This is a genomic window from Psychrobacter sp. Cmf 22.2, assembly GCF_001921745.1.
Taxonomy (GTDB): domain Bacteria; phylum Pseudomonadota; class Gammaproteobacteria; order Pseudomonadales; family Moraxellaceae; genus Psychrobacter.
This window is the reverse complement of sequence record NZ_MRYA01000003.1, coordinates 387,084-413,721: the sequence shown is the minus strand read 5'-3', so window position 1 is coordinate 413,721 and position 26,638 is coordinate 387,084. Positions and strand designations below refer to the sequence as shown.

The 26,638-nt window shown below is 44.8% G+C and carries 22 protein-coding genes and 3 tRNA genes; 11 read left to right on the top strand and 14 right to left on the bottom strand.

The annotated features are described in order from the left end of the window. Nucleotides 1-30: 30 nt before the first annotated feature. The 7 genes from BTV98_RS08570 to BTV98_RS08540 all read right to left on the bottom strand — a co-directional run bounded on the left by BTV98_RS08570 (nucleotide 31) and on the right by BTV98_RS08540 (nucleotide 6,211). Entirely contained in the window at nucleotides 31-1,020 is a 990-nt protein-coding gene (locus BTV98_RS08570) for a hypothetical protein (RefSeq protein WP_058368002.1), read from the bottom strand. A 220-nt stretch (nucleotides 1,021-1,240) separates the two neighbouring features. Then, on the bottom strand, nucleotides 1,241-2,176 hold the full coding sequence (locus tag BTV98_RS08565) for an AraC family transcriptional regulator (RefSeq protein WP_058368001.1): 936 nt from the start codon (nucleotides 2,174-2,176) through the stop codon (nucleotides 1,241-1,243). A gap of 467 nt (nucleotides 2,177-2,643) precedes the next feature. Next, nucleotides 2,644-2,719 (bottom strand) — tRNA-His (locus BTV98_RS08560). A 39-nt stretch (nucleotides 2,720-2,758) separates the two neighbouring features. Then, a tRNA-Arg gene (locus BTV98_RS08555) sits at nucleotides 2,759-2,835 on the bottom strand. A 92-nt stretch (nucleotides 2,836-2,927) separates the two neighbouring features. Next, nucleotides 2,928-3,004: transfer RNA gene (locus BTV98_RS08550), tRNA-Pro, on the bottom strand. A 220-nt stretch (nucleotides 3,005-3,224) separates the two neighbouring features. Further along, the gene (locus BTV98_RS08545) at nucleotides 3,225-4,643 is read right to left on the bottom strand and encodes an McrC family protein (RefSeq protein ID WP_058368000.1); all 1,419 of its coding nucleotides are present in this window, start codon (nucleotides 4,641-4,643) and stop codon (nucleotides 3,225-3,227) included. Between the two features lie 98 nt (nucleotides 4,644-4,741). Then, nucleotides 4,742-6,211: an McrB family protein gene (locus tag BTV98_RS08540; protein WP_058367999.1), complete on the bottom strand. Its 1,470-nt coding sequence runs from the start codon at nucleotides 6,209-6,211 to the stop codon at nucleotides 4,742-4,744. A gap of 236 nt (nucleotides 6,212-6,447) precedes the next feature. Here BTV98_RS08540 and BTV98_RS08535 point away from each other — a divergent pair, with 236 nt between their 5' ends. Together BTV98_RS08535 and BTV98_RS08530 are read left to right on the top strand one after the other, a co-directional pair. Next, nucleotides 6,448-7,191, top strand: coding sequence for a DUF4442 domain-containing protein (locus tag BTV98_RS08535; RefSeq protein WP_075103387.1), 744 nt, complete (start codon nucleotides 6,448-6,450; stop codon nucleotides 7,189-7,191). 43 nt (nucleotides 7,192-7,234) lie between these two features. Beyond that, nucleotides 7,235-7,729, top strand: a complete 495-nt coding sequence (locus tag BTV98_RS08530) for a RidA family protein (protein ID WP_058367998.1) — start codon at nucleotides 7,235-7,237, stop codon at nucleotides 7,727-7,729. 9 nt (nucleotides 7,730-7,738) lie between these two features. Here BTV98_RS08530 and gspE read toward each other — a convergent pair whose 3' ends face one another. Further along, on the bottom strand, nucleotides 7,739-9,280 hold the full coding sequence (gene gspE, locus BTV98_RS08525; RefSeq protein ID WP_058367997.1) for a type II secretion system ATPase GspE: 1,542 nt from the start codon (nucleotides 9,278-9,280) through the stop codon (nucleotides 7,739-7,741). Between the two features lie 331 nt (nucleotides 9,281-9,611). Here gspE and BTV98_RS08520 point away from each other — a divergent pair, with 331 nt between their 5' ends. Both BTV98_RS08520 and BTV98_RS08515 read left to right on the top strand, forming a co-directional pair. Further along, on the top strand, nucleotides 9,612-10,439 hold the full coding sequence (locus BTV98_RS08520) for a thiazole synthase (protein ID WP_058367996.1): 828 nt from the start codon (nucleotides 9,612-9,614) through the stop codon (nucleotides 10,437-10,439). A 121-nt stretch (nucleotides 10,440-10,560) separates the two neighbouring features. Beyond that, nucleotides 10,561-11,955 (top strand): wax ester/triacylglycerol synthase family O-acyltransferase, encoded by a 1,395-nt coding sequence (locus BTV98_RS08515; protein ID WP_058367995.1) that lies wholly within the window; start codon nucleotides 10,561-10,563, stop codon nucleotides 11,953-11,955. Between the two features lie 122 nt (nucleotides 11,956-12,077). On the opposite strand, the gene BTV98_RS08510 is transcribed toward BTV98_RS08515, so the two are convergent. Both BTV98_RS08510 and dxs read right to left on the bottom strand, forming a co-directional pair. Next, nucleotides 12,078-12,905, bottom strand: a complete 828-nt coding sequence (locus tag BTV98_RS08510) for an inositol monophosphatase family protein (RefSeq protein ID WP_058367994.1) — start codon at nucleotides 12,903-12,905, stop codon at nucleotides 12,078-12,080. Nucleotides 12,906-13,182: 277 nt separating this feature from the next. Then, nucleotides 13,183-15,282, bottom strand: coding sequence for a 1-deoxy-D-xylulose-5-phosphate synthase (gene dxs / locus BTV98_RS08505; protein WP_082637945.1), 2,100 nt, complete (start codon nucleotides 15,280-15,282; stop codon nucleotides 13,183-13,185). A 597-nt stretch (nucleotides 15,283-15,879) separates the two neighbouring features. Here dxs and ribA point away from each other — a divergent pair. The 3 genes from ribA (at nucleotide 15,880) to BTV98_RS08490 (ending at nucleotide 18,375) form a co-directional block, all read left to right on the top strand. After that, the gene (ribA, locus tag BTV98_RS08500; protein ID WP_058367993.1) at nucleotides 15,880-16,563 is read left to right on the top strand and encodes a GTP cyclohydrolase II; all 684 of its coding nucleotides are present in this window, start codon (nucleotides 15,880-15,882) and stop codon (nucleotides 16,561-16,563) included. Nucleotides 16,564-16,611: 48 nt separating this feature from the next. Next, nucleotides 16,612-17,625 carry an oxygen-dependent coproporphyrinogen oxidase gene (hemF, locus tag BTV98_RS08495; RefSeq protein ID WP_058367992.1) on the top strand — a complete coding sequence of 338 codons (1,014 nt, stop codon included), beginning with the start codon at nucleotides 16,612-16,614 and terminating at the stop codon, nucleotides 17,623-17,625. 276 nt (nucleotides 17,626-17,901) lie between these two features. Then, nucleotides 17,902-18,375, top strand: coding sequence for a cytochrome c (locus tag BTV98_RS08490; protein ID WP_058367991.1), 474 nt, complete (start codon nucleotides 17,902-17,904; stop codon nucleotides 18,373-18,375). Nucleotides 18,376-18,455: 80 nt separating this feature from the next. On the opposite strand, the gene BTV98_RS08485 is transcribed toward BTV98_RS08490, so the two are convergent. The 4 genes from BTV98_RS08485 to BTV98_RS08470 form a co-directional block, all read right to left on the bottom strand. Then, on the bottom strand, nucleotides 18,456-19,628 hold the full coding sequence (locus BTV98_RS08485; RefSeq protein ID WP_143505708.1) for a hypothetical protein: 1,173 nt from the start codon (nucleotides 19,626-19,628) through the stop codon (nucleotides 18,456-18,458). Between the two features lie 63 nt (nucleotides 19,629-19,691). Continuing rightward, the gene (locus BTV98_RS08480) at nucleotides 19,692-20,651 is read right to left on the bottom strand and encodes a mechanosensitive ion channel family protein (protein ID WP_058367989.1); all 960 of its coding nucleotides are present in this window, start codon (nucleotides 20,649-20,651) and stop codon (nucleotides 19,692-19,694) included. Between the two features lie 64 nt (nucleotides 20,652-20,715). Next, a complete protein-coding gene (gene gloA, locus BTV98_RS08475) occupies nucleotides 20,716-21,294 on the bottom strand; it encodes a lactoylglutathione lyase (RefSeq protein WP_058367988.1) in 579 nt (192 codons plus the stop codon). Between the two features lie 153 nt (nucleotides 21,295-21,447). Continuing rightward, nucleotides 21,448-22,086: a carbonic anhydrase gene (locus BTV98_RS08470; RefSeq protein ID WP_058367987.1), complete on the bottom strand. Its 639-nt coding sequence runs from the start codon at nucleotides 22,084-22,086 to the stop codon at nucleotides 21,448-21,450. 498 nt (nucleotides 22,087-22,584) lie between these two features. On the opposite strand from BTV98_RS08470, the gene potA reads away from it, so the two are divergent. The 4 genes from potA (at nucleotide 22,585) to BTV98_RS08450 (ending at nucleotide 26,535) form a co-directional block, all read left to right on the top strand. Further along, complete coding sequence (potA, locus tag BTV98_RS08465; protein ID WP_058367986.1) at nucleotides 22,585-23,850, top strand: spermidine/putrescine ABC transporter ATP-binding protein PotA; 1,266 nt, start codon at nucleotides 22,585-22,587, stop codon at nucleotides 23,848-23,850. Next, nucleotides 23,850-24,737 carry a spermidine/putrescine ABC transporter permease PotB gene (potB, locus tag BTV98_RS08460; protein WP_058367985.1) on the top strand — a complete coding sequence of 296 codons (888 nt, stop codon included), beginning with the start codon at nucleotides 23,850-23,852 and terminating at the stop codon, nucleotides 24,735-24,737. The genes potA and potB overlap by 1 nt, the downstream gene beginning before the upstream one ends. Further along, complete coding sequence (potC, locus tag BTV98_RS08455; RefSeq protein ID WP_058367984.1) at nucleotides 24,737-25,537, top strand: spermidine/putrescine ABC transporter permease PotC; 801 nt, start codon at nucleotides 24,737-24,739, stop codon at nucleotides 25,535-25,537. The genes potB and potC overlap by 1 nt, the downstream gene beginning before the upstream one ends. 107 nt (nucleotides 25,538-25,644) lie before the next feature. Then, nucleotides 25,645-26,535, top strand: coding sequence for a LysR family transcriptional regulator (locus BTV98_RS08450; RefSeq protein WP_058367983.1), 891 nt, complete (start codon nucleotides 25,645-25,647; stop codon nucleotides 26,533-26,535). The last annotated feature ends 103 nt before the right edge of the window (nucleotides 26,536-26,638 follow it).

Genomic DNA, 26,638 nt, shown 5'->3' with positions numbered 1-26,638 from the left:
TGATAAAAAAAGAATTGGGAAGTCATGTATTTAAAAAAGTGGCGTAGAGTCGTTACTCTCAGGCATCATTCCTTGTAATAGCAATACATCTAAATGCTGTTGCTGTAGCTTTTTATCAAAATCATTGACCTCAGCGATAAGCATCTTTTCGATACGTTTATCAGACGCATAAACGCTGAGTCGTGCGCAAATGACCGCCAATTGATAAATACGCTTTTTACAATAGCTGTCTAGGCCTTGTAATAAACGTACCATATAAGGGGTCTCGAGGCTAGCATAGTCATATCCTTCAACCACTTGCTCGCCAAGCGCCGTGACACCGTAGCTAATAGATAAATGGGCACAAAAATAACAGCTAAATAAGTAACCAACCACATGACCGATATAATATCCACGGTCATAAGTAAAACTACTCACCCCAAAATGTCCAAGCACATAGCTATTTAGGCTGGCTTGATCCTCAATAGGCTTGGGGTGTTTTAGCTTACCGACAGTCGCAAGTCTCAGCGGATTGTGACCATCTTGAGCAGTCAGCTGCCACCCTGCCGGTTGCTGTGCTGGCATATGACGTACAATATCAGCGATGATATCATCGACCACGTGCAACTGCTGCCACATGCGCTCAAGCGGAGTGACATCGAGCAGGCCACGTTTATCGAGCTGCTGCGCAAGCTTATACTGCTGGTACTCTGCAAACTGACTCTTCAATGTCTGTACCAGATAAGTTGGACGTATATCTGCAGGCGCCAAGTACAGCAAGCGTGTTCGCTCATGCTGCGTGCGATAAAGTGCTAAGCGCAGCTCAGCCACACTAGACTCTGAGGTCTCAGTCGCGTGAATAGCAGATGTCTGAGAAGATGATGGTGTAAAAAGAGCAAGCAGCGCCGCTTTATCAGTCGCCATCGGTTCTTGTAACGATGACACAGCCTCATGGCTACTTTTACCATCAGGGATGGAGGCGCTACTATCGCTACTTATAGCAGTAGATTGTAGGATGTTGTTAAAAGTCGTTTGGGTCATAATGTACCATCACCAGCAAAAAATAAATGTGGTCTTCAGTATCATAATCATATATCTAAGCTATTTATTTAAATGTCATAACTAAAGGTAATAAATAGCCAAATATCGTAGTGACTGCGTTTGGACTACTGATTATTATATAGTACCTGAACGTACTTTGGTTGTCAGTGTTACGGCCGCTCTTTATCTGACTTTTTAAAGATGGGCGCTTATAAAATACTTACGCTGTCAGTTTACGTTGATACTGCTGACGATAAGCTTTTGGTGATACACCATAAACGCGCTTAAAGGCTTGACTAAAGGTTGAGTCTGACGCATACCCTACTAGCTCACTAATACGGCTGATGCTGTTTTGCTGCAAACGTAGATAACGTGCTGCCAAGCGCAAACGGTAATCAATCAAATATGTCAGAGGCGGCATTCCAACTACATCTTTAAACCGCTGGGCAAAGCTTGAGCGCGACATTCCTGCGACCTCAGCAAGTTTATGAATCGTCCAGTTTCGATCTGGTGCATAATGCATCGCTACCAATGCTTTTGACAAAAATGGATCTTTTAGCGCTTTAAGCCAATTATCTGTCGCCTCAGGTAAACTCTCAATATAGGTACGCAGACACTCAATCATCATAATACTGGCCCAATGGTTGATGACTGCTGTCTTACCCATACGCTCATGCTCAGACTCCAAGGTCAACAGCTTAACCTCTACATCAATAACGCCGAATCGACCATCAGACATCTCAGTAAGCTCAGGCAATATCGTGGGTAGTACTGACAGTAGTGGTTGCGTCATCTCTTTTTCGTATCGACATTCGATCAAGATCAAACATGCATTGATCTCACCTTCTCCATTAAGATCTATAACATGGCTTTCAGAATCATTGAGCATCTCATCTAGAGGTTTGGTGTTATCACCATGATGATTGAGTGCATAGCTGACATGTTTATAGGCGTTTGAGATCATAATGGTATCGCCAGTCTTTGCCTCTCGTATCTCACTGCCGACATCGATACAAAAACTACCCGATAACACAAGATAAAATAAAATCGTATCTTTTCTATCAATAGAATATGACCAATTACCCCTACCATTTAAACGATAGTAATTTGTTTCAAACAAATGCACATTCTGTAATAACATACTAAGTGCGTCCATTAACAATTTCCTCAATAATGTATGGCAACTTACGGCAGCTAAGCCGGGCTCTGCAAAATAAACTACCTAAGAGACAATACACAAGAAAAATCGTTTACTGTGGACTGCTATTAAAGTTATACGCACGCTACACACATTTTATACTGATAGCAGCGAGACAATATTCTTTGTATAGACTATTAATATACATAGTATTAATCAGAAAGATACTGTTTCTTAAGTGTAGATTTAGGATACTGCTTAATAATGGGGGTTATTTCGCTAAAATTAACAATAAATGCGTAGAAGACAGTATGGGCATTTTTTTAGAAACCAGATAAAAGATAGGTACTAAGCCAAATAAAGTTATCAAGCTTACAAAAAATAGCTATAAAATGAATAAAAAGATAGGAAAGAAAAACGCAGACGAAAAAAAATGCCAACGAGGGCAATTTATGTATGTAAAAGCAGATATATCAAATAAAAATTGGGGCGACTGATGGGACTCGAACCCACGACAACCGAGATCACAACCCGGGGCTCTACCAACTGAGCTACAACCGCCATAACTATTGCCAAGGAAGGCAAGATTTGCAGGCTAAATGGCGCGCCTGGCAGGGCTCGAACCTGCGACCACCTACTTAGAAGGCAGGTGCTCTATCCAACTGAGCTACAGGCGCTCTTAAGGGCTTTTACGTATTAAGTATAATTCGTAATGCTACGAACAAAACTATTATACATAAAAAAAAGCCTGTAAGGCTCTTAAAATAGATGGTCGGAGTGATAGGATTCGAACCTACGACCCTCTGGTCCCAAACCAGATGCGCTACCAAACTGCGCCACACTCCGATATTCTCTATTATCTCGCTAGTTTTGTCACTTAACTCGTTATTGGCAGTACCGCTAACTTGTTAATGTTCCTCGCTATCGAGGTGCATATATTAAGACTTATAGTCGGTAGTGTCAACACCTATTTTTAATTATTTTCATCAATTTTGACTAAGTTCTTTATCAACGAATTGTTTGCACAGATATCTGCATAATATTTGCTTTTAATCGCCTAAATTTTTTAGGCGCTCAAAGTAGTTTTATTAAGCGTTCCAGTCGTAACATTAAAAGGCATGACCCATAGTGTCGCGTGGTTCGACTCTATAGAGTCAATAGACTGCTGAAGTGCGACTGGTTGAGTGGTGTCATCCATGACCGGATAGACCAGCCAAACTTGCTTAGCTTGGTAAGCTTGAGCATAACTGATCAGCTGATACGCATCAGTAGCGCTAATATCACGCGCATGAGTCAGTGCCTTCCATTTGATATCAATGACGTGACTACAGTGAGTGGTGTTAGCATTCGCCTTACTGGTGTGCTGCTTTTGGCTATTTGCTTCGGTAGCTGTATTATAAATCAATAAATCTGGCTGTATAGACAGACATGTCTGCCCTGTAGCATCTCGAAGCCATACATCTTTTTGCTGAGTAAATGTTTGGTAAATAGGCTGGTTGATACTGGTAGACTGCTCAAACAGCTGCGTAAGACGCAAGCTTGCCCACTGCTCAAAAGCTTGGTTCATATTAATCAGTAAACATAGGCTTAACTGTTCACCTTTGTAGTTAACACCATTACCTGTAGGCAAAGTTGAGTACTGCATTTGAAGTAGCCAATACGCCAGATCTAATAGTTTATCTACAGAGTGCCGCTGCAACCGAGACAATGGCTGTAAGGTTAGCTGCTGCTTTGCCATCTGATAAAGAGAACTCAGTCTTTGCCGCTCGTAGTGGCTAAGCACAGTAATCTGTCGCCAGCACACCAGCTTAGACAGTAACGCGGCGGACAACGACATAGACTGTGGTTGATAGGCTTGAGACGCGCCTACCAGCTGCTCAAGAAAAACCAAAGCACTTTTTATCAGACGATTGACCAGCATATCGGTGCTTAGTTGGTTTACCTCACAGACAAACTTATGAGGCTGATAGCTATTACGCTTTAGCTGCTCTTTAACGAGTAGCTTACCTTGTAGCATTGACTGGTTTTGGCTTTGTGTTTGATACTGCTTGGTTGGCTGATAATCGGACAATAGCTGCAAAAACTGTCTGATGAGCCATTGTGACAGTGGCGGCGTTTGTGTCGATAGTGGCGTGAGATGCTGACTGAGCTGGCCTAAGGTTTTGGTGTGCGGCAGCTTGTGATGTCTATTAGGTATAGTCATCAAATCAGTCAGCATCATTTGTACCCATTGACGTGTCCGCATGAGTTCATCGCTTTGGGTAAGGGTGTTTTTTTGCGTGACTGCCGCTACTTTGGGCAGTATCTCAAGCGTAATGCCGCTTGGCAGCAAAATAATACCGATATAGTGACCCACTTTGAGCTGCCATTGTCCGCGTTGGCGCTTAATGGTAAATACCGTAAATTCTTGCGCAAGCAGCCAAGTAAAATCATCGACATCAATAAAGTCCTCTGCAACCAAGCGTTGATGTTCAAACACGCTCATAGTAGCGTGACCCGCTGTATTTGAGTCAGAAGATGCCTTTGAAGCTGAGCATCCAGCGCTATAATAATGACTGTTTATTGATATATGTTTCATTAAAATTAATACAGACGTTGATAGACATAAGGTTTGGCAAACTCGCCAGTCTGCGTCAGAAGCTCTGGATTGATAGTATAGCTAGCAGATGCCATCATTGAGCCTACAAACGCATTTTGTTCAGCAAACATAGGGTTTTGATGGTCTCTAGTTGACGATTGAGACAGACTGCGTTGACTGTCATGAATAAACTGCGATGTTACTGGCCGCTGCTCATCATTAAATAGATACTGTAATAAAGACACTTGCCCGCCAACAGCTTGTGCCAGTTGTGGAATAATCTGTTCTACTAATACTGTTCGTAGCTGCGCTAAACTCCTTACCGAGTATAAAAAGGCATGACCAAGTTGCGCCTCTTGTCCCAACGTTTGCGTGATACGCTGGTTCAGCCCTCTTAATAGCTTGGCCAAATCCACCTCTGCTGATGACTCATGCTTATCTGAGCGTTGATGCGCATCTGTAGGATCTAAAACGCGAATAATGGGCAGCAATTCAGGCTGCGGTGGACAGTCGATAAAGCGAAAGCGACGTCGTAGTGCCATATCAAGCGGCGCTAACGAGTGATCCTGCGTATTCATTGTTGCATAAATATCGACATTGGCAGGCACGCTAAAGACTCGCCCAGAATAAGCCAAATTTACTTGCATCGCGTTTGGTTGCCCGCTGCGCTTGTCAGGCTCGATCAGACTAAGCAGCTCGCCAAATACTCGGGAGACATTGGCACGGTTGATTTCGTCGATGAGCATGGCATAACGATGTTCAGGATCATTAGCAGCGCGCTTACAAAGCTTTAAAAAGGCCCCGTCTTGGATGTCGTAGCGCATCTGATTGCTAGTCCCTTGTTCGCTTGTTTGGCGATTGATTTGAGCACCCTGCCCTCTTGGTTCATCACCGCTCATCACCGGGCGAATACCTTCGACAAACTCTTCATAGCCATAGGCTTGATGAAAGCTGACCATACTATAGCGCTGCTTTTGTACAGACTGATTGTCTTGTTGCGCTTGTCGAAACTCGCCTAGCTGCTGCGATAACTGAGTCAATAACGTCATACTCTCTGGCAGTAGGTGCCATGCCCCGCTTTCATCTTTATCAAAGTAAGCTTGGCTTGCGCGGTTTTTATAGGTCACTGTTTTTGAGCTGGCCGAACTGTGCATTTGTAGCACTGACCATGCTGTATTGCTTAGGTTTTTTTCACGTGCATTTTGTGCCGCCTTAGCGATAAAAAACTCATGATTGACGACTTCAGGTACTTTTACTAAATCTTTTTGCTGTGCTTTAAAGTCCAAAAATATCAGACACACCACATCGCGCCAGCTAAGCTCAAAGAGCAACTGCGACAACAGCTCATTGCCATCCGTGATGGGCAAATAATGCGTATACTCTTTGGCGATTTGTAACAAGCGATAAGTCTTGCCTGTACCTGCGACGCCCGTATAAATAATATTGGTAGGCTCGCTAATGGGTCTGTCATTCATAACTTAACTCAATATTAAAAACAATTGATAAAAACAATAGGTTTTTGGTTTGCAACTCTCCACCGGTTACGTTACTACTATTTTGTGTGCGTGGTGGTTTATGGTACTAATATTAATGAGATGCAAGTATTAGGCAGTTGCAAGATAACAGTATGACAACTCATGACGCAGCTTTACTTGTATTGCTTTATTCATTATCCAAAAATGCCCAAACAGATTAATTTGAGGAACTTTGTATGTCAGGATTGTTAAATAAGCTACCCAATAAATTATCGACCAAGATACCAGCTAAGTTGCCCGAAAAAATATCTGACGCGCTAACCTCTCAAACAAACACGCCATCGACTCCTAGTTCGCTTAAGCCAGTAAACAATCAATTTACCAAGCTTTTATCTATTACCAAGTATTTACCTGCTGGTGCACGCTCGACTATTTTATCCAAAGCCTTTGGTAAAGTCGTGCCTTATGTAGGTACCACTGGCGTCTACTACGAAACCGTAGAGCCCAATCAAGTGGTGGTCAGCTTACACAATAATAAACCTGTACAAAACCATATTGGCTCTATTCATGCGGTCGCTGTTACGCTACTTGCTGAGACTGCCACAGGCTTTATCTTAGGGTTAAACCTACCCTCAGATCGTGTGCTGTTGATCAAATCTTATTCTGTAAATTTTTATCGACCGCTTAAAAAAGGTCAAGTAGCAGCGGTCGCTACTTTAAGTGATGAACAGCGTTCAGAAATTTTAGATACACCCAAAGGCGAGATGGTCATCCCATGCGTCATCAACGATCGCGAGTCTGACAGCGTGCGTGATCCCATTACGGTTGAGATGACATGGGCATGGATACCTAAGGCTGAATTAGAAGCACGTCGCCAAGGCAAATTTTTTGATAAAGCAACTGACGCTGACAACAAAACTGAAACTGAAACTGAAACTGAAACTGAAACTGAAAACCTATCTTCTATTAATAGTAAATAACCAGTAAACGATAACGTAAATAATCAGTAATAAGGAGTCAATAATGTCCAAACTTACCAATCAATTTGTCAGCTGCCTATCCAAGGCATTTTTTGTGGGTGCTTGCTCATTTGGACTGGCCGTTAGTGCAAATGCTGCTCCGGCAGCAACTACCAACGCAGCTACTATGACCAAGTCTAAACCTGTCTTTTTAGGTGATGGCGGTGACTATCCTTTCTCTAGTGCTGTTCGAGTTGGTGACACCTTATATATGTCAGGACAAATTGGTTTTAAAGATGGCAAACTGGTAGAAGGTGGTATCAAAGCCGAAGCCGCGCAAACGTTAGACAATATCAACGACGTATTGCTACAATATGGCTATCAAAAGTCTGACCTTATCAAATGTATGGCGATGCTGACTGATATGAACGACTTTAACGCGTTCAATGAAGTCTATAAAGCCAAACTTGCCAAACCCTACCCTGTGCGCTCAGCATTTGGTGTCAAAGACTTGGCCGCAGGTGCTAGCGTTGAAGTTGAATGTATGGCAGCAAAATAATAGCCCCAATTACACAATGATAGCGTCCTCAGTTAGGGCGCTTTCTTTGGTTACTCGTAGTACTTCTTCTAATGTCGTCTGTCCTGCTATTACTTTATGCAAACCGTCAGCACGAATCGATGGAGTCTTTTGACGAGCATAAGACTCAAGCTCATACTCCGCAGTATTACTATGAATCATACGTCTTAACGTATCATCAATTGGTACGACTTCATATATCGCTGTTCGTCCTTTAAACCCAGACTGATTGCACTTGTCACAGCCAACGGGCTTTGGTAGCTTGATTGCTGTCGTCACTGAATCTTTAGAATCGGTTTCAATACCAATCTCAGAAAACAGCTTTGCTTGCTCACTATCTGCAGTTTGCCACGTATGACAATGCGAACAAAGGGTACGTACTAAGCGCTGCGCGACTACGCCAATGAGTGAAGACGATAATAAGAACGGCTCTACCCCCATATCTTGCAAGCGAGTCACCGCACCGATAGCAGTATTGGTATGCAATGTTGATAACACCAAATGCCCTGTTAATGACGCTTGTACTGCAATCTCAGCAGTTTCAATATCTCGAATTTCACCAACCATGACCACATCTGGATCTTGACGTAACATCGCGCGCAGACTGGTGGCAAAAGTCATATCTACTTTATTATTCACTTGGGTTTGTCCAATACCATCAAGCTGAAATTCGATAGGATCTTCAGCCGTTAAGATATTACGTGTCTGATCGTTTAAGTCAGTCAATGCAGCATATAGGGTCGTCGTCTTACCTGAACCCGTAGGACCTGTCACCAAAATAATGCCATGCGGACGATGAATTAAGCGTTTAAGCTCAGTATAGTCATTGTCTGCAAGCCCAAGATAAGTCATATTGAGGCGGCCTGCTTGCTTATCTAACAAACGCATGACCACGCGTTCCCCAAAACTTGAAGGCAACGTTGATACCCGCACATCGACCTCACGCCCTGCTAGCCGTAAACTGATACGCCCATCTTGTGGCACACGTTTTTCTGCGATGTCGAGTTTGGCCATGACCTTGATCCGTGAGACCAAAAGCGGAGCCAATTGACGTTTGGGCGTAATGATTTCTTTGAGTTCCCCATCCACCCGAAAACGGACAACCAGACGCTTCTCAAAAGTCTCGATATGGATATCTGAAGCATTAAGACGAATCGCTTCTGATAATAGCGCGTTGATGAGTCGTATAATAGGCGCGTCATCTTGCTGATCCATCAAATCTTCGGTCTCAGGCACACTATCTGCTAAGCTGTCCAGATCTGGATGATCTTCAAGACCGGCGGCGATATGCTGGGATTCACCCGTATTGCCTGCGTAAGCTGCATTCAGACGTTTTTCAAACTCATCCGAGCTGATGCTGTCATAAACAGGCATACCGCGTACGCCTTGCTGCTGCAAAAATCGCACAGCTTCATTGATGGCAGAAAGCGGTGTGGCTTTGGTCAATACCAACGTCGGTGGCAGCTCAGCATCCATCGCTAAAACGATTAAGAGCTGATGGCGTTTTGCAAAACTGTACGGCAGTTGCATCATAAAAACGACCTGATAAAAATAGAGTGGGTAAGAAACAAATAATAAGTGCTTGGCCTCTTTAATAAAGGCGCTAACGTCTTTAAAAAGTAGGCAGTATCTAACATAAATGTCTTAGACTTAAATGATTAAACTAAGTAAAGTTTATCGGTAAGCGCTTATGAGTTTGTTATAATAACATTTTGTTTTATATCATTAACAAAGCTTTTACGTCGTTTTACGTCTCGATAAGCGTTTATTATTATCATCTCTCGATGCTAACTTTGTACTACTTGTATTAGTGTCGCTTACGCCTTTTGTCTTTTATAGTCCGCCCGTTATTAGGATTTCAGATATGTCTCAAGCCACGACTCAAACTACTACTGAAAATACTCCCCTTGTTCAAGATACCTTTACTGTTGGTAGTCGCACATTTTCATCACGCCTACTGGTCGGCACTGGTAAATATAAAGATATGGCTGAGACCGGAACCGCTATTGCAGCCTCAGCGGCCGAAATAGTCACCGTCGCTATTCGTCGTACCAATATTGGTCAAAACAGTGATGAGCCGAACTTGTTAGATGTGATTTCGCCCGATAAATATACCATTTTACCCAATACTGCCGGTTGCTTTGATGCTGAGACAGCGATTCGAACTTGCAAACTTGCACGTGAGCTATTGGGTGGTCATAATCTGGTCAAGCTTGAAGTATTGGGTGACGAAAACAGTTTGTACCCTAATATTATGGAGACTTTAAAAGCGGCAAAAGTGCTGATCGATGATGGTTTTGAGGTAATGGTATATACATCAGACGATCCTATTGTCGCGCAAGAATTAGAGAGTATGGGCTGTGTGGCGATTATGCCGCTTGGCAGCCTTATTGGTTCTGGTCTTGGACTCCTCAACCGTCATACGCTCAGCCTTATCATAGAAAACGCTAAGGTACCAGTATTGGTTGATGCTGGCGTTGGTACCGCTTCTGATGCGGCTATTGCCATGGAGCTTGGTTGTGACGGTGTACTCATGAACTCAGCGATTGCCAATGCTCAAAACCCAGTAATGATGGCTCATGCTATGAAACACGCTATTTGGGCAGGTCGTGAGGCGTTTTTGGCAGGACGGATGCCCATGCGTAAGATGGCACAAGCCAGCTCGCCACAAACTGGTTACTTTTTCCAATAAAATGGTTTTGATACCCAGTCGATTATATACTTAACTTAACCGCTGTTCATATCGATGTGCCGACAGGCTACTTGTCATACGCAGCTCATTGACCTTACTCATTGACCCTAAAGGACACCCCATGCGATTACTGACGGCAGTTGATCAGTTATTTTTACTTCTTGAGTCACGTAAACAGCCTATGCATGTGGGTGGACTGTTTTTGTTTGAACTGCCAGTCGATGCGCAAAATGCAGAGGGTGATTTTGTTTATCAGTTGGTCAGACAAATGCAAACCTCTCAAGTACCTCCAAGCTTTCCGTTCAATCAGGTACTTGAGCGGTTGTTATTTTGGAAGCAAGATGAAGATTTTGATGTTGAGCATCACTTTCGTCATGTCGCCCTGCCAAGACCTTCCCGCGTCCGTGAGCTACTGATGTACGTCTCAAAAGAGCATGGGCGCTTACTTGATCGTGCCATGCCATTATGGGAATGCCACGTCATTGAGGGCATCCAACCAGAAACTGACGATAGTCCTGAGCGCTTCGCTCTATACTTTAAGATTCATCACTCATTGGTCGATGGTATCGCTGCCATGCGTCTGATCCAAAAGTCGCTCTCGCAGTCACCAAACGAACCTATGACGTTGCCAGTATGGTCACTAATGGCACGCCATCGTAATCAAGTAGATGCTCTGTTACCCACTGGGCGCTCTGTGACTCGCATTATAAAAGAGCAATTATCTACCATTAAGCCCGTATTTACCGAACTATTGGATAACTTTAAGCATCATGGCAAAGACGATTATGTTGGCACTTTTGATGCTCCCATGAGCATATTAAATCAGCGTATCTCTGCCTCACGGCGTATCGCAGCGCAATCTTATGACATGCAGCGCTTTGATGACATCGCCGACAAACTCGATGTCAGTATGAACGATGTGATACTTGCCGTCTGCTCTGGAGCCATACGGCGTTATTTACTAAAGCTCGATGCGTTACCCAACAAACCCTTGATTGCTTTTGTACCGATGTCATTACGCAGCGATGATAGTGCCACTGGCAATCAAATCTCATTTGTTTTGGCAAATTTGGGCACCCATTTAGATGACCCCATACGTCGACTACAGCTGATTAATGGCAGTATGAATAGCGGAAAACGTCGGTTTCGGCGCATGAATCAAGCACAGGTAATCAACTATAGTGCCATCGCTTATGCTTGGGAAGGTATCAATTTATTAACAGGGATATTTCCCAAAAAACAAGCTTTTAACCTTATTATCTCTAACGTACCTGGTGCCAAAAAACCTTTGTACTGGAACGGCGCACCGCTCAAAGCCTTGTACCCAGCTTCCATTATATTAGATGGTCAGGCTATGAATATCACTCTTGCCAGCTATTTAGACAAAGTAGAGTTCTGTATTACCGCTTGTAGCAAGCTGTTGCCACATGTACAAGATATGCTGGGCTTGATTGAAGAAGAGCTTGCTGTACTAGAAAACGTGAGCAAAGAAAAACAGCTGGGACTACGTGAATAACAAATAACAGTAACGATTTCATCTTATAAAATTATAACGAAAAAAGCTGACTCCATCACAGAGTCAGCTTTTTCAACTTTTTAAACATAACTTTTTAAGTACAGTCTTATCTGTACAAAATCCTATATAGCGTCACGCCATGTTGGTACCACTATTTGCATCAACGGCTTTAATAGTTTGACGTTGCAAGCAAAGATAGAACCTGACTTCATAGAGTTATGTGCGCCTGTATGATCAACCACAACGCCGCGTGCCTCTGATACGATAAGCTCACCTGCTGCGATATCCCATGGCTTAATAGACATCTCAAAATAACCATCAAAGCGCCCTGCTGCCACATAGCATAAATCAAGTGCTGCCGAACCCAAACGACGCATTTGTCCACCTGCCTCAGATACTTTTTGTAAGCTTTCAAAATGCTCTTTGGCATAAGAGATGACTTCGCCATTACGATGACGCTCAAGCGGATGACCAGTCGTAAACAGCCCACCATCGATGGTCTTACGCTCGCTTACGTTGATACGGCGCTGGTTTAGGCGCGCGCCCTTACCGCGGCTAGCAGAGAACATCTCATCACGAACAGGGTCATAGACCACACCGTGCTGGGTAACGCCTTTGTGCTGCACAGCGATTGACACACAAAACTGCGGCACTCCGTGAACGAAGTTTTTGGTGCCATCTAAAGGATCAATAATCCAGCACCAATCTGCATCTTCACCGCGGCCTTCTTGCATACCAAACTCTTCACCCAAAAACGAATGGTTTGGGTAATTGCTTTTGAGGGTCTCGATAGTGAGTTCTTCACTATAGCGATCGATGCGTGTCACTAAGCCATCGATACCTTTTGACTCAGTATCAAACTCAATTTTGTGACGATTTTGATGCGCGTGTAAAATCTCTGCACCGACTTTTTCGGCAGTACGCGCTGCGATGACGACCATGGGTTCCATAAATAACCTATCTACTTGTTGAATAAATAAAATGAATGAAGACTACAGATATTACTATTACTTGCACAGGGTGGCATATCAATTGTCTGCCATCCTATACCTCTCTTATACGGTCTTAAACAGACTGACCGAAACATACTAAAAAATCAAAATCAAACACAAAAATGATAAATACTCGGCTTACCATGGCTAATGGCTACCATCAAAAATCATGCAAGCTGTAAAAAAATTAGCACCTACGGCAAGCAGGTGTTACGCCAAACTATCATGCTTTGAGCTAAGTCAATAAACGCTGTAACTGTGTGACCACGCCATGAGCGTCTAAACCACAATCCGCCAATTGTTCTGCTTGTGAGCCATGGGCAATAAAACGATCAGGAATACCAATATTACAAATAGCTGGACGACTAATAGCAAATGCAGCAGACGCATTGAGCAAATACTCGTTGACAGCGCTACCTGCTCCGCCCATGACCATATGCTCTTCTAATGTCGCAATATGAGTCACACCTTGCTCAATCAACGTCTCAAGCAAATTGGTATCTAGTGGCTTTACCCAGCGCATATTGACGACTTGCACTTGGCAATCGCTTGTCGCACCATCAGCTGTCAACATCTTGGCCGCTTGCTTAGCAGTCGCAACCATCGTACCAAAGGCCAATAACGCAAGCTTATTAGTAGCGCTGGTATTTCCTAATACGGTCTCTACCACAGCTTGACCTATCTTATAGTTCTGTGCCGGACGGCTTACCATCGCACCAGTTCCAGTTCCACGGGGATAACGAACTGCTGTACTACCTTGATACTCATAGCATGTATTAAGTAGATGATAACACTCGTTTTCATCTTTTGGCGCCGCGATAAGCATATTGGGCACGCAGCGCAGAAAAGCCAAATCAAATACGCCGGCATGGGTTGCACCATCTTCTCCAACAAGACCGGCTCGATCGATTGCGAACGTCACATCGAGATTTTGTAGTGCAATGTCGTGAATAAGCTGATCATAACCACGCTGCAAAAAGGTGGAGTATATCGCAACAATGGGCTTGACGCCTTGCGTTGCCATGCCTCCTGCAAGTGTCACCGCATGCTGCTCAGCAATCGCCACATCAAAAAATCGCTCTGGGAACTGACGAGCAAAGTCAATCATCCCAGAACCCTCTTCCATCGCTGGAGTGATTGCTAATAACTTATTATCTTGTGCCGCCTTATCACACAAAAACTGCCCAAATACTTGCGAGTACTTTAGTTTAGCAAGCTTATCTTCGGCAGCTTTACTTTCAATAGTCGCTTTTTCTTTGACAAAGTCACAGGCGACTATGTCTTCAGCAGGTAATTTGCTAATGGCGTGATAACCGACAGGATCGGCCTCAGCGGGTGCAAAACCTTTGCCTTTAGTCGTATAAATATGGACCAATACTGGCCCTTTTACCTGTTTGGCAAGTGACAATACCCGCAATAGCTCAGGGATATTGTGGCCATCAAAGGGTCCAAAATACGTAAAACCAATGGCTTTAAATAAATTGTCTTCTAACTGCGGTACATCACGTTGTTCACTATGACGTTTACGTCGATCAAACGCTTGCATGTTTGGGCGGTGACGCAGCACTGGTGCACCTGTAGCTGAGATATCAACTTGATAACCTGACTCCCAGAGCATGGCTAAATGACGTGAAAACCCACCAATAGAGCAAGATATCGACATATCATTATCATTTAAGATGACCAATAGATCAGCATCTTGTTGCACAGCATCATTCATGGCCTCAAAAGCCATACCGCCAGTCATTGCCCCATCACCAATCACACAGGCAACCGTCTGCGGTCGCCCTTGGTAACGTAGTGCTAAGCTCATACCCAAGCCTGCGGAGATAGACGTCGATGAATGTCCCACACCAAAAGTATCGTAGACAGATTCAGCCCGCTCAGGGAACGCAGTCAGACCATCTTTAGCACGTATACTACTAATCTTATCGCGTCGGCCAGTAAGGACTTTGTGCGCATACGCTTGATGACCTACATCCCAGACAATCTGATCTTGGGGCGTATTAAGCAAGTAATGCAGAGCGATAGTCAGCTCAACCACACCCAGATTTGCACCAAAATGTCCGCCACTTTGACCCGCAGAATACAATAAAAACAAGCGCAGCTCATCGACCAACACAATTAACTGCTCAGTGCTGAGGGCTTTGATATCTGCTGGTGCATCTATCGTATCAAGCAGCGGCGTACAAGGACGCGTGCGCGGTATCTGCATAAAAGTCTGTTGCAAGCCTGATGGGTGTGCAGCAGAATCGGTAGCCAATGGCGTAGATAGCGACGTATGAGGTGACGCAGATGCTGACTGAGACTGTAAAAAATAAGGTGACTGCTGCATAAATCGTACGATACCTACCAAGCTGCTGACAAGGCGCCATCTTACTATATCGTCATACACCGCTATCATATTGATACGGTGTTATGAAACCATCTACAATAGCTAGGTAATATATACTGCTATTACTTATAGATTGCGATATGCTTAGCGCATCGTCATTGTTTATTAGTATTTACATGAAATCATTTACATGCTTTGCTTAAATGTACCGTTATCATAGCGATAAAATAACAGTAACTATGACAATAGTAAGCCAATAACCGTATATTGCATACTATGCACAAATGACGATACAGTAATGTAAGGACAAAGACTTGTCACTGTATCCGTTAAAATAGTATGGCATAATAGCATTTTTTTTAAACTGTCGCTTTAATCATCGTGCGTCGTCTGTGAACTTTGTGTGTTTTTCTCACAAACACGTTGAAGATATTGTCATCATGAACATTATACAATGATAACCAGATAGTTATAGTTATCATAAGCATGGGTTTTGCAAACATACAGCTTGCTTATCCTGCTGTTCGACACATAGTCGTTACGACTATGACCATCATACTATCTACCGCCACGATGATCGGCCTATGCAGGACATCAATGTCATATCAATTTATTACCAGCGCAAAATTACCCACTCGTCACGGTGAATTTGATCTTCATGTGTTTGAAAATGAAGACGGTCAAGAGCATGTGATGCTTAGCGTCGGTCTGCCAGTGGTAAACCCATTGTTAGAAAAAAACGCGACGCAGACACACTCTATAGAACCTCATGCAAAGTCAGCAGATCATCCAACGCCCCTAGTTCGCATCCATTCGGAATGCTTGACAGGCGACGCTTTTGGCTCGTTAAAATGCGATTGTGGACCACAGCTTAACGCTGCTATGGAAGCAATACAAGCAACTGGCTACGGTGCTATTTTATACTTGCGTCAAGAAGGTCGCGGTATTGGTTTGACCAACAAAATCCGTGCCTATGCTCTGCAAGATCAAGGCCATGATACCCTAGATGCCAATCTTATGTTAGGACTACCTGCTGACGCACGCATCTACGATATGTGTAGCCCTATGCTCGCTCATGTAGGCGTTGATGAAGTTCGTCTTATTACCAACAACCCTGACAAGGTGTCTTATTTAACGGACAACGGTATCAAGGTCGTCGAGCGGGTGCCGTTATTGGTAGGCGTCAATGAAAGCAACGCTGATTATTTGGCAACCAAACGTGACCGTATGGGTCATCTGCTTGATAAAGAGTTTTATACCAAAGCTCATCTTAATAAATAAACTTGTCATCAAAAATCTTTACCAACGGCTATAGTGATAGAAATTTTTATGAGCATTCCTAATCTAAACAATACCCCCAAACAGACCACTGACGCTAAAGGCGACCAAACCACGCCAACCTCCGATGACATCGCGCGTGTACGTGAGTTCTTGGTTGATTTGCAAGCGCGTATTTGTCAAGCATTAGAAGCGCAAGAGCGCGACGGTGGCGGCGATGCAACCTTTGTTCCTGATGATTGGGAGCGCTCAGAAGGCGGCGGCGGACGTTCGTGCGTTTTAGCAGATGGCAAGGTCATCGAAAAAGCCGGTGTTATGTTTAGTCATATCCACGTTCATAACCTGCCAGCTTCAGCAACTGCTCGTCACCCTGATATTGCTGGTCGCAAAGCGCAAGCAATGGGTGTATCTCTAGTCGTACATCCCAAAAACCCAAACGTCCCTACCAGCCATGCTAACGTGCGCTTGTTCGTTGCAGAAGCTGCAGGCGAAGACCCTATTTGGTGGTTTGGGGGCGGTTTTGATTTGACGCCGTTCTACCCTGTATTGGCCGACTGTGTTCATTGGCATCAAGTTTGTCATGATCTGTGTGCGCCCTTTGGTGACAGCGTCTATCCTGACTTTAAACAGTGGTGTGATGAGTACTTTCATTTGCGTCATCGAGATGAGCAGCGCGGTATTGGCGGTCTATTTTATGATGACGTCAATACTGAGAGTCGTGGCTGGGATTTTGAGACCTGCTTTGACTTTATGAAAGCGGTAGGTAATGGTTACCTTGAAGGTATCATGCCTATTTTTGAGCAACGTAAAGATACCCCTTATACTGATGAACAGCGTGAGTTCCAACTGTATCGTCGCGGTCGCTATGTCGAGTACAACCTTGTCTATGATCGCGGTACTTTGTTTGGACTTCAAAGTAATGGACGTATCGAGTCTATCTTGGTGAGCATGCCGCCTCTTGCCAGCTGGCATTACCGTTTTGAACCTATCGAAGGCACATCAGAGTTTGAGCTAACCAATTTTTATCTAAAACCGCGAGATTGGCTTGCATTATCGGGCACGTAAACCTACTTATAGCTTGTAGTCTTGACGACGACTGTCTCAGCGCTCTTTTTTTGAATGAGTTAGGTAGTCAAAATGTTACGCAAAGTTACAAAATTGTACGTAAGTGACCTACCTCATTCATAGTCATCACGGTTACATTTAAGACAGTAATTATCCTTTAATAATAATTACTCACAACAAATAATAAAATTTAGACAGCAGATTCTGTCAATACAACCCAAAAGCTGGCATACGATTGCAGGCTTATTTATAGTTATACATAGAGGAGTTATACATATGCTAAAAGCTCAAACGAATAAATCATTAAAATCAGTCTTTGGTATCACATTGATGGCAGCAGCCTTAGGTCTAAGCGCCTGTAGCAATTCTGTGGATCCTGATGTCAAAGCTCGTCAAGACAGCATGAAAAGCTGGGGTGATGCAATGGGCGTGATGGGTGATATGGTCAAGGCTCCTGATACCTTTGATACAGAAATATTTAAAGAACAAGCGGCATTCTTGGCAGAAGACGCGGTAAACCCTTGGGATCATTTTGAGAACCAGGAAGCCACAGGTAATGCCACTGAAGCTGTCTGGAGTAACGTCGATGGTTTTCGTGCGGAAGCCGACAACTTTCAACAAGCGACCGCTGAGTTAAGTGCTGCTGCGCAAACTGCCACTAGCGTCGATGACGTTAAGCCTGCTTTTGGACAAGTTGGGGAAAGCTGTAAATCATGTCATACAGACTTTAGAGTCAAAAAAGACGACTAAAATGGTTTCAACCATAAATAATAATGCGCTGTTGGCTATTATGATTCATTAAGTATAAGGGTCAGCAGTGCGGTCATTTCCTAGGTTTCGTCAGCGGCAAACAATACGTTGCGTACCACAGAGCGAGAATCTGCCGACCCACCAAGCGAGCCTGACAGCACTCCCACCGCTGCCAAAAAGGCGGCCAGTCGCATATGGGCGGCAAAGGTAGCGCCGTCTTTATCAGAAGTCCACGTGCTCATTAGCGTATCCGGAAATACAAAGACCACCACACCGTACATCAACACGCCAAACATAAAAAACAGACAAATCAAGGTCAGCACCAGTGCCAAATAGGTGGCTGCCGCTGTGACCACTGAACTCTCTGACGTTTGTCCCCGCCTTGTTGCAATCAGCCGAAAAGAAAAAGCTCGGTAGAGCACAAAGCTGGCTGCCAAAAAACTTGTAATTACAAAGACTGTCAGCTGTCCATAGGAAACTGAGGCTGCAAAATCCCACGTCTCTCCGCCAAATATAAGGACAATAATCACTGAGAGCGCTGTTGCGATCATGGTTGGCAGCTTGGTGGTGATGCGTAACGGTTTGGCTCTGATAGCGCCGCGATAAATTCGAGGAAGGTTGCCTAAGATGTGACGTATGATAAAGGTGAGTTTACTGCCCCTAGAGTAACGATCATTGGCTTCTTGCGGCAAATTTTTGACCATCTGCTGCTGCTGAGTCACTGTGAAATGCCGCATGGCGTCAAGATCGCCTGACATCTCCACGTGCGCCAGATAGTTGGTTGGCTCTTTTGTATAGCTTAGATTGAGCAGTCGCCCAAAGCAATGCAGCATTAGCGTGGTAAGTCGCTCGGTACGAAGCCCTTTTTGTAAAAGCTTTTCCTCTCCATGATCGACCAAGCGGCGCGTGGAGATCACAGCCACGTTCGTGAGCTGGGATGGCAGCGCAAGAAGGTAGGACATCGATGCGGCGGCAATCTCCACATCTGTAATGATAAGCAAAAAGGCCAGTTTGCGTTCAGTCTTTTCGTTGATACCGATCTGTACAAAGTCGAGGGCTTGGTAGCCTTGCTTACTAGGAGTAAGGCTATGCCCTGTAAAGGAAAACGACGACACCTCAATATCCAGCGTATTTTGGACAACTTGATTAAACTCAACCATAGCTGCTTTAGTTAAGGCATCTAAAGCACTGTGGTCTTCTTTTTGAGCCACGCTAAGTTTCATGACTCCAAGGGCAATGGTTCTTTTAGTCATAGGCAAAGACTACTCATCATAGACAAACATTGCGGCCAAAGCAGAGGCCTTGCTGTAATCAAACTATTTCGCTGCTTTATCGGTATCAACAGCTTGATGTTCATTTAATCTATTGACGATGGCTTTGACTGAAGGATCGCTTAAATCTATCGTCCTTATTGGGAAAGGAATATTGATATCTGCTGCATCCAGCGCTGTCTTGATCTCGACGATAACTTGATGAATTGAGGCGACTTTGTTTGCTTGAGTACCATCTTCGATAAACCAGCGTACCATCAGATCTATGGATGAGCCTCCAAAGCCGGTTGCAATGACGCTCGGCTTAGCCTTAGTTGATACGCTCTCTACCTTATCTAGCGCTTGTATAATCTCTGCTTTGGCCGTCTCGATATCGTCTTCATAGCCGATACCGACTGCCACTTGCAGGCGGCGCTGCTTATACGCTGTATTGACAGTCAATGCTGATGTATAAAGATCTGAGTTTGGAATGACCACTTGCCGACCGTCGTAAGTCTTAATGGTCGTTGCACGAATCTTAATATCCTCAACGGTCCCTTCATAATCGCCTGAGACAATCTGATCACCGATACGAAATGGTTCTGAGAGCAGCAGCAAGATACCAGATAGTAAGTTTTGGAAAATATCTTTAAACGCAAAACCAATCGCCACCGAGCCAATACCGAGTGCGCCAATCAGCTTGGCGGGCGTAAACCCTGGCACCGCAATCACCATCGCAATCATAAAGCCGATAAAAATAATCAGTGCCCCGCCTACCCGCTGAAACACCTTGACCAGATTTTGATGTCGACTCCGACTACCCAATAGTTTATGAACGATTTTTTTGAAGATTATCGATAAAAACCAAAAAATTAGGACAACGATAATTGACGCTACAAAATGCGGTATACGCTCAAAAAAACCGACCAGTATCTCATTTGCTGAATTAATAATACTGTGATACGTCAGCTCATCGGGCGTTGTAGATGGATCAACAGCGATAGTGTCTGCCTCAGTGCTAGGCATGTAGGGGGCACTCCTTAAGTTATTTACCTTTTTTGCTCAATCATCGAATTTTTGACGCTGCAATCTAACGCATCAAATCAGCTTGTACGATCTCAATCCAGTAACCATCGACATCTTTGATAAAAGCAATATTTTTCATACTGCCATCTTCGGGACGCTTTTTAAATTCCACATCGTTTTTATCAAACCAAGCTATCGCTTCATCTAAATTGGGTACACTAAAGCAAATATGACCAAAGCCTTGCGGCTCACTATTACCATCGTGATAGCTAAAGTCGGCCTTGCTCTCAGTTCCATAGTTGTGAGTTAGCTCTAAGATACCGCGCTGACGGAACGCGAAAATCTCCAAATCACTACCTGCTGGCAAGTTTTCACGCTCGCTTTCTGTCAGCTTGGCTAAAAAGTATAAATCAAATTCCATATCAGGAAATTTTTTGACTGCCAATAATGTCATGCCAAGTACGCCGGTATAAAACTCAAGTGACTTGGCAGGGTCTTTTACCCGTAGCATGGTGTGATTAAACGTAAAACCTGAGGTTTGAGCTGCGATGGATTGAACACCATTTGCGTTTACGCTAGTCGTAGGTTGGGCTATCGTTGCTTTGTTGTCGTCGGTTGCCGAGTTAGAAGCTAAATGAGACATAATTATCCTAGTATTTGACAGAAAATGATTGGGAAGCCAGCAAACCCCTATAGTAGCGAGCTGCTGAAACACTTCATCATAATAAAAATTTATAAGACCATTGATAGGGTTTTGTAAGAGCGTGTCCTTAATATGCTTAGCTTACAATACTAATTAACTCTCCAAAAACCGTACTTTACCTGTCTTTAAGTCATACTCTGCACCAACGATAAGCAGTTGACCACTATTGGTTAAATCCTCTAGCGCACGTGAGCCATGTTTTAGTTGACTGACCGACATACGCACGTTGGCACTGATAGAGCGCTCAAGCAACTCGTCTGCATCGACGTCTTGACCATTGGCCGTCGCAAGCTCATGCAAGTTATAGACGCTTGGACGAATACGATCGACGATAGATTGTAGGTTTGGCGTATAGTTTTGCTCAGGGTTGATAAGCGCCTCAACACAAGCCGTCACCGCCCCGCAGTGTGAGTGACCGAGCACCACTACCAGCTTGGTACCGAACTTTTCGGCAGCAAACTCAATTGAACCAATTTGCGAAGGAGCAACCACGTTACCTGCCACCCGAATGACAAACAAATCACCTAAGCCTTGATCAAAGACAATCTCAACCGGCACGCGCGCATCTGAGCAGCCCAAGATAATCGCTAAAGGGTCTTGATCACTGATAAGCTCTGGACGTCTTTGCATACAGGGATCGGTATTAGTCAAGCTATCGACGTAGCGTGCATTGCCTTGTTTTAAAAGCTCAAGTGCTTCTTGACCGGTTTTTGGGCGTGTATCGTTAGGCATAAAGTCTCCTTAATTATTAATAACTCTTAGAATGTTAAATGGCTTTAGATCTCGTTTTTAGATATCACTTAGCTCAATGGTTTGTTAGTAATTATTAAGCTATTTGGCTCATTATGTTTGTCAGCCATAAAGTAATTGTATAGGAATAGAGGCTAAAAAATGACAAAAAATTTGTGTTAAAGTCATTTTATTCAAGTAAGAACTATTGACAGTGTCGAATATTTCAGCGGTAAGCAAGCTATCAAACACTTATGTTAAATGTGGAGATCATAATGAAATATTTGAATAAATACAGAGACCTCTACCACCGCAACCTACGCAACAGATAACGAACTTACCTTAATTTATATTATCGGTTTGTTATAATACGCAGCAACTAGACCATGCTTACGCTCATGTTAGCCCTTGTCGTGTCTTATACTAAAAAAGTACTGATATTAAAAAAGGTACTGATATTAAAAAAGGTACGGACAGGCGGGAGGCTTAGGAACCAGATTTATGACCCAATCTTCAGCACACGCGCATACCAACCCTGCGTCACCAGACACTGTACTGCTACAACTGACTGGCCTAAAAAAAACCTATGATCAAACTGAGGTCTTAAAAGACATCAATCTTGATATCCAGCATGGTGAGTTTTTGACCCTGCTTGGACCATCAGGCTGCGGCAAGACCACGCTGCTACGCTTAATCGCGGGGTTTGAGCAGCCGACGGCAGGGGCGATTTATCTAGACGGCGTGCAGATGGCAGGGCTGTCCGCGGATAAGCGTCCGGTCAATACCGTGTTTCAGCAGTATGCGCTGTTTCCGCATATGAGTGTCGCGCAAAACGTCGCCTATGGCCTCAAGCTCAAAAAAGTCCCCAAAGACGAGATTCGGTCGCGGGTGCGTGAGATGCTGGCAATGGTGCAGCTAGAGCACCTTGCCAATCGCAAACCACAAGATTTATCCGGCGGTCAGCAGCAGCGCGTGGCCATTGCGCGCGCGGTCATCAATCGCCCCAAACTACTGTTACTCGATGAGCCTTTATCGGCGCTCGATCACAAGCTGCGTCTGCAGATGCAGTCAGAGCTCAAACGCTTGCAGCGCGAGCTTGGCATTACCTTTGTCTTTGTCACTCATGATCAAGAAGAAGCACTGTCGATGTCCGACCGTATCGCGGTGATGAAAGACGGCAAGTTTCAGCAAATCGGTACGCCGATCGAGATTTATGAAACCCCTGCCAATCTATTTACCGCCAAATTTATCGGTGAGACCAATCTGTTTAAGGCAGAGGTCAAAGGCGTGTACCCCGATCAGCCAGATCGTGATGGCCGCGTGACCAATGGCCGCATCGAGGTTGAAGTCTGTGAAGCGCAGGTGCAAGAAGGTAAAGCCACATTGCGTAATCTACGCCGTCCTGCTTTTGCCAACGATGTACAAGTAGGCGACATCGTCAACCTACTGCTGCGTCCTGAAGACTTACGCATTTATGATCCCAAAGACGACAGCCATGCAGGCTTGCTGGGCCGTGTCATCGAGAGTAACTATAAAGGCAGTACCTTAGACTCGATTATCGAGCTGGCCAATGGTCATATCATCAAAGCTTCTGAGTTTTTTGATGAAGACGATCCTAGCTTTGATTATAAGCTCAATGAAGCGGTCAAGGTGGCGTGGGTCGATGGCTGGGAGTGGGTATTGCCCGAAGACAATTTAACAGAACCACAAGCGCCTGAGCAAAGCGCGGCTATACAAAAAACAGCCATACAAAAGGATGTCAGCTAATGGCGCGTACTAGCCGTTTTAACTTGGGCAATAAAAGCCCGTTTCGTACAGCAACGCTATGGCTCATCTGGGGTTGGCTGCTGATATTTGCTTTGTTGCCAAATATCTTGGTCATCGCGGTCAGTTTTTTGACCCGTGATAGCAGCGCCTTTATCAGTTTGCCCGTCAATATCGACAGCTATATACGTATGGTGGATCCGCTGTATTTTGAGGTATTTGTCCACTCCCTCTGGATGGCTGGTATCACCACGGTGATTTGTTTATTACTCGGCTATCCGTTTGCTTGGCTGGTTTCCAAAGCCCAGACGCGCTGGCAGCCGCTGCTGATGATGCTTTTGATTTTGCCATTTTGGACCAACTCTTTGGTGCGGACTTACGCGCTCAAATTATTGTTTGCCAATAATGGTTTGATCAATAAGTCCCTACTGACGCTGGGTATCATCGACGCGCCTATCGATATTTTGTACACACAAGGCGCGGTGATAGCAGGCCTGACGTATTTGCTGTTTCCGTTTATGGTGCTGCCGCTGTATGCGGTCTTTACCGATCTGCGTCATGATATGCTGCTGGCCTCGCAAGACTTGGGTGCGTCGAAAACTCAGACTTTTTGGCACGTGGTGCTGCCACTGACCACGCCTGGGATTATCTCAGGGGTGCTCTTGGTGCTGCTGCCTGCGATGGGGATGTTTTATGTGGCAGACGTGCTGGGCGGCTCGCGTAACCTGCTGGTGGGTAATATCATCAAAAACCAGTTTTTGGATGCGCGTGACTGGCCCTTTGGAGCAGCGGCAAGCGTGCTGTTGACACTGGCGATGGCCGTGCTATTGCTGGCTTATCGTGCCAGTAGCCGCCGCATTGGTAAGACTGATTTTAATGAGGTGGCCTAATGTCTGATAACCAACGCCACATCAAACCACCAAGCCTCGGCAACATCGCGGCCAAAGGCTATCTGGGCCTGATTTATGCTTTGCTATATCTGCCCATCATTGTCTTGGTGGTGATGTCATTTAATAAATCAAAAATCGGCTACAACTGGGGCGGCTTTAGCCTCAAATGGTACGAATCGCTATTTAATAACCAAGCGATGCTCGATGCATTTTGGCATTCTATCGTCTTGGGTTTGGTTGCGGCCACCGTCTCAACCTTAATCGGCACGCTCACCGCCCTTGCCCTACATCGTTACGACTTTCGCGGCAAAGGCTTGTTGAACGGGCTGTTGTTTGTACTGATGATGTCGCCTGAGATTGTCCTTGCGATTTCACTGTTGGCCTTATTTTTGTTAATTGGTCTGCAGTTAGGCTTTGTCTCGCTGCTGCTTGCCCATATCACCTTTTGCTTGCCCTTTGTGGTCATCACTGTGTTTGCGCGCCTAAGCAGCTTGGATGAGCGCTTGATGGAAGCGGCACGCGACTTGGGCGCTAGTGAATCGACCATGGTACGCACCGTCCTGATTCCTGTCATCTTACCGGCGGTAATGGCAGGTTGGTTACTGGCCTTTACCTTATCACTCGATGATGTGGTGGTATCGACCTTTGTCACGGGGCCTAGCTATGAGATTTTGCCGCTGCGGATTTATTCGATGGTACGCGTCGGCCTCAAACCTGAGGTCAACGCCGTCGGTACGTTGCTACTGGTAGCCTCTTTGGTACTGGTCGTCATCTCACAGCTATTATTACGGCGACGCTAGACGTTGAAGGCTGGCTAATGGCAGGCACTTGATAAAAATATTTGAGTGGAATTCACCGATAGATTGTTTATAATGAATTTTTCTCACTCAAGTGCTTAGGTTATCTTATGTTAGAGCTTCGTCATCTCAATACATTGACGGCACTGCGCGCGCATGGCTCGCTGGCTGCGGCCGCCGATGAGCTGCATGTCACCGCCTCTGCCGTCTCGCATCAGCTAAAAGAGCTGGAAAACTATTATGATGTCAGCCTCGTCAATCGCCGCACGCGCCCGCTGAGCTTTACCCCAGCAGGCAAGATAGTGCTGGCATTGGCCGACAGCATCTTGCCGCAAGTCACCCGCACCAAATCCAATCTCAAACGCCTCGCCCATGGGCAGGCTGGTCGCCTGCGTCTGGCCTCTGAGTGCCATAGCTGCTTTGATTGGCTAATGCCAATACTCAACCAGTATCGCCGCGAGTGGTCGGATGTCGAGCTGGACTTTGCCACAGGGTTTGAGCCTGAGCCGCATCATCTATTGATGGAGGGTGATATTGACCTGCTGATCACCACCAGTGATTTGCCGATAGAGGGTATCAGCTATCAGCCGCTATTTGAGTATGAGAGCCGCTTGGTACTGTCGCCCACGCATGACTTGGCGGCGCAAGACTTTATCGCGCCTCATGACTTAATCGATGAAACCTTGATCGCTTATCCCGTCGAAGCCAAACGCCTCGATATCATCGCAGGCTTTATGACGCCAAGCGATGTGAGCTTCAAAAATGTCCGTACCACAGAGCTGACAGCGATGCTGATACAGCTGGTCGCCAGTGAGCGCGGTGTGGCTGCTCTCCCTGATTGGGTAGTGGCGGAGTATGAGAAAAAAGGCTGGGTGGTATCCCGTCCATTAGGTAGTGGTGTACATTGTCAGCTATATGCCGCGACGCGTACGTCAAGTCAAGATACCGCGTATATGCAAGGGTTTGCGAGCTTATTGGAAGGGATAGTAAAACCTTTGTAGTTTCATTACTAATTACTTTCTTATAGTTATATAATATCGACTACTTTCTTATATCTTAACAGACTTTATATTAAATGATGGTTCCCTAGTGAGGACTTGAATC

Coding starts and splice junctions, on each gene's coding strand:
- BTV98_RS08485 (WP_143505708.1), bottom strand. CDS start 19,628: ATGACTAAAAGAACCATTGCCCTTGGAGTCATGAAACTTAGCGTGGCT.
- BTV98_RS08535 (WP_075103387.1), top strand. CDS start 6,448: ATGTCAGGATTGTTAAATAAGCTACCCAATAAATTATCGACCAAGATA.
- BTV98_RS08510 (WP_058367994.1), bottom strand. CDS start 12,905: ATGGAACCCATGGTCGTCATCGCAGCGCGTACTGCCGAAAAAGTCGGT.
- hemF (WP_058367992.1), top strand. CDS start 16,612: ATGAGCATTCCTAATCTAAACAATACCCCCAAACAGACCACTGACGCT.
- BTV98_RS08515 (WP_058367995.1), top strand. CDS start 10,561: ATGCGATTACTGACGGCAGTTGATCAGTTATTTTTACTTCTTGAGTCA.
- BTV98_RS08480 (WP_058367989.1), bottom strand. CDS start 20,651: ATGCCTAGCACTGAGGCAGACACTATCGCTGTTGATCCATCTACAACG.
- BTV98_RS08570 (WP_058368002.1), bottom strand. CDS start 1,020: ATGACCCAAACGACTTTTAACAACATCCTACAATCTACTGCTATAAGT.
- BTV98_RS08545 (WP_058368000.1), bottom strand. CDS start 4,643: ATGAGCGTGTTTGAACATCAACGCTTGGTTGCAGAGGACTTTATTGAT.
- potA (WP_058367986.1), top strand. CDS start 22,585: ATGACCCAATCTTCAGCACACGCGCATACCAACCCTGCGTCACCAGAC.
- BTV98_RS08530 (WP_058367998.1), top strand. CDS start 7,235: ATGTCCAAACTTACCAATCAATTTGTCAGCTGCCTATCCAAGGCATTT.
- BTV98_RS08520 (WP_058367996.1), top strand. CDS start 9,612: ATGTCTCAAGCCACGACTCAAACTACTACTGAAAATACTCCCCTTGTT.
- BTV98_RS08540 (WP_058367999.1), bottom strand. CDS start 6,211: ATGAATGACAGACCCATTAGCGAGCCTACCAATATTATTTATACGGGC.
- potC (WP_058367984.1), top strand. CDS start 24,737: ATGTCTGATAACCAACGCCACATCAAACCACCAAGCCTCGGCAACATC.
- BTV98_RS08470 (WP_058367987.1), bottom strand. CDS start 22,086: ATGCCTAACGATACACGCCCAAAAACCGGTCAAGAAGCACTTGAGCTT.
- BTV98_RS08450 (WP_058367983.1), top strand. CDS start 25,645: ATGTTAGAGCTTCGTCATCTCAATACATTGACGGCACTGCGCGCGCAT.
- gloA (WP_058367988.1), bottom strand. CDS start 21,294: ATGTCTCATTTAGCTTCTAACTCGGCAACCGACGACAACAAAGCAACG.
- potB (WP_058367985.1), top strand. CDS start 23,850: ATGGCGCGTACTAGCCGTTTTAACTTGGGCAATAAAAGCCCGTTTCGT.
- BTV98_RS08565 (WP_058368001.1), bottom strand. CDS start 2,176: ATGGACGCACTTAGTATGTTATTACAGAATGTGCATTTGTTTGAAACA.
- ribA (WP_058367993.1), top strand. CDS start 15,880: ATGTCATATCAATTTATTACCAGCGCAAAATTACCCACTCGTCACGGT.
- BTV98_RS08490 (WP_058367991.1), top strand. CDS start 17,902: ATGCTAAAAGCTCAAACGAATAAATCATTAAAATCAGTCTTTGGTATC.
- dxs (WP_082637945.1), bottom strand. CDS start 15,282: ATGCAGCAGTCACCTTATTTTTTACAGTCTCAGTCAGCATCTGCGTCA.
- gspE (WP_058367997.1), bottom strand. CDS start 9,280: ATGATGCAACTGCCGTACAGTTTTGCAAAACGCCATCAGCTCTTAATC.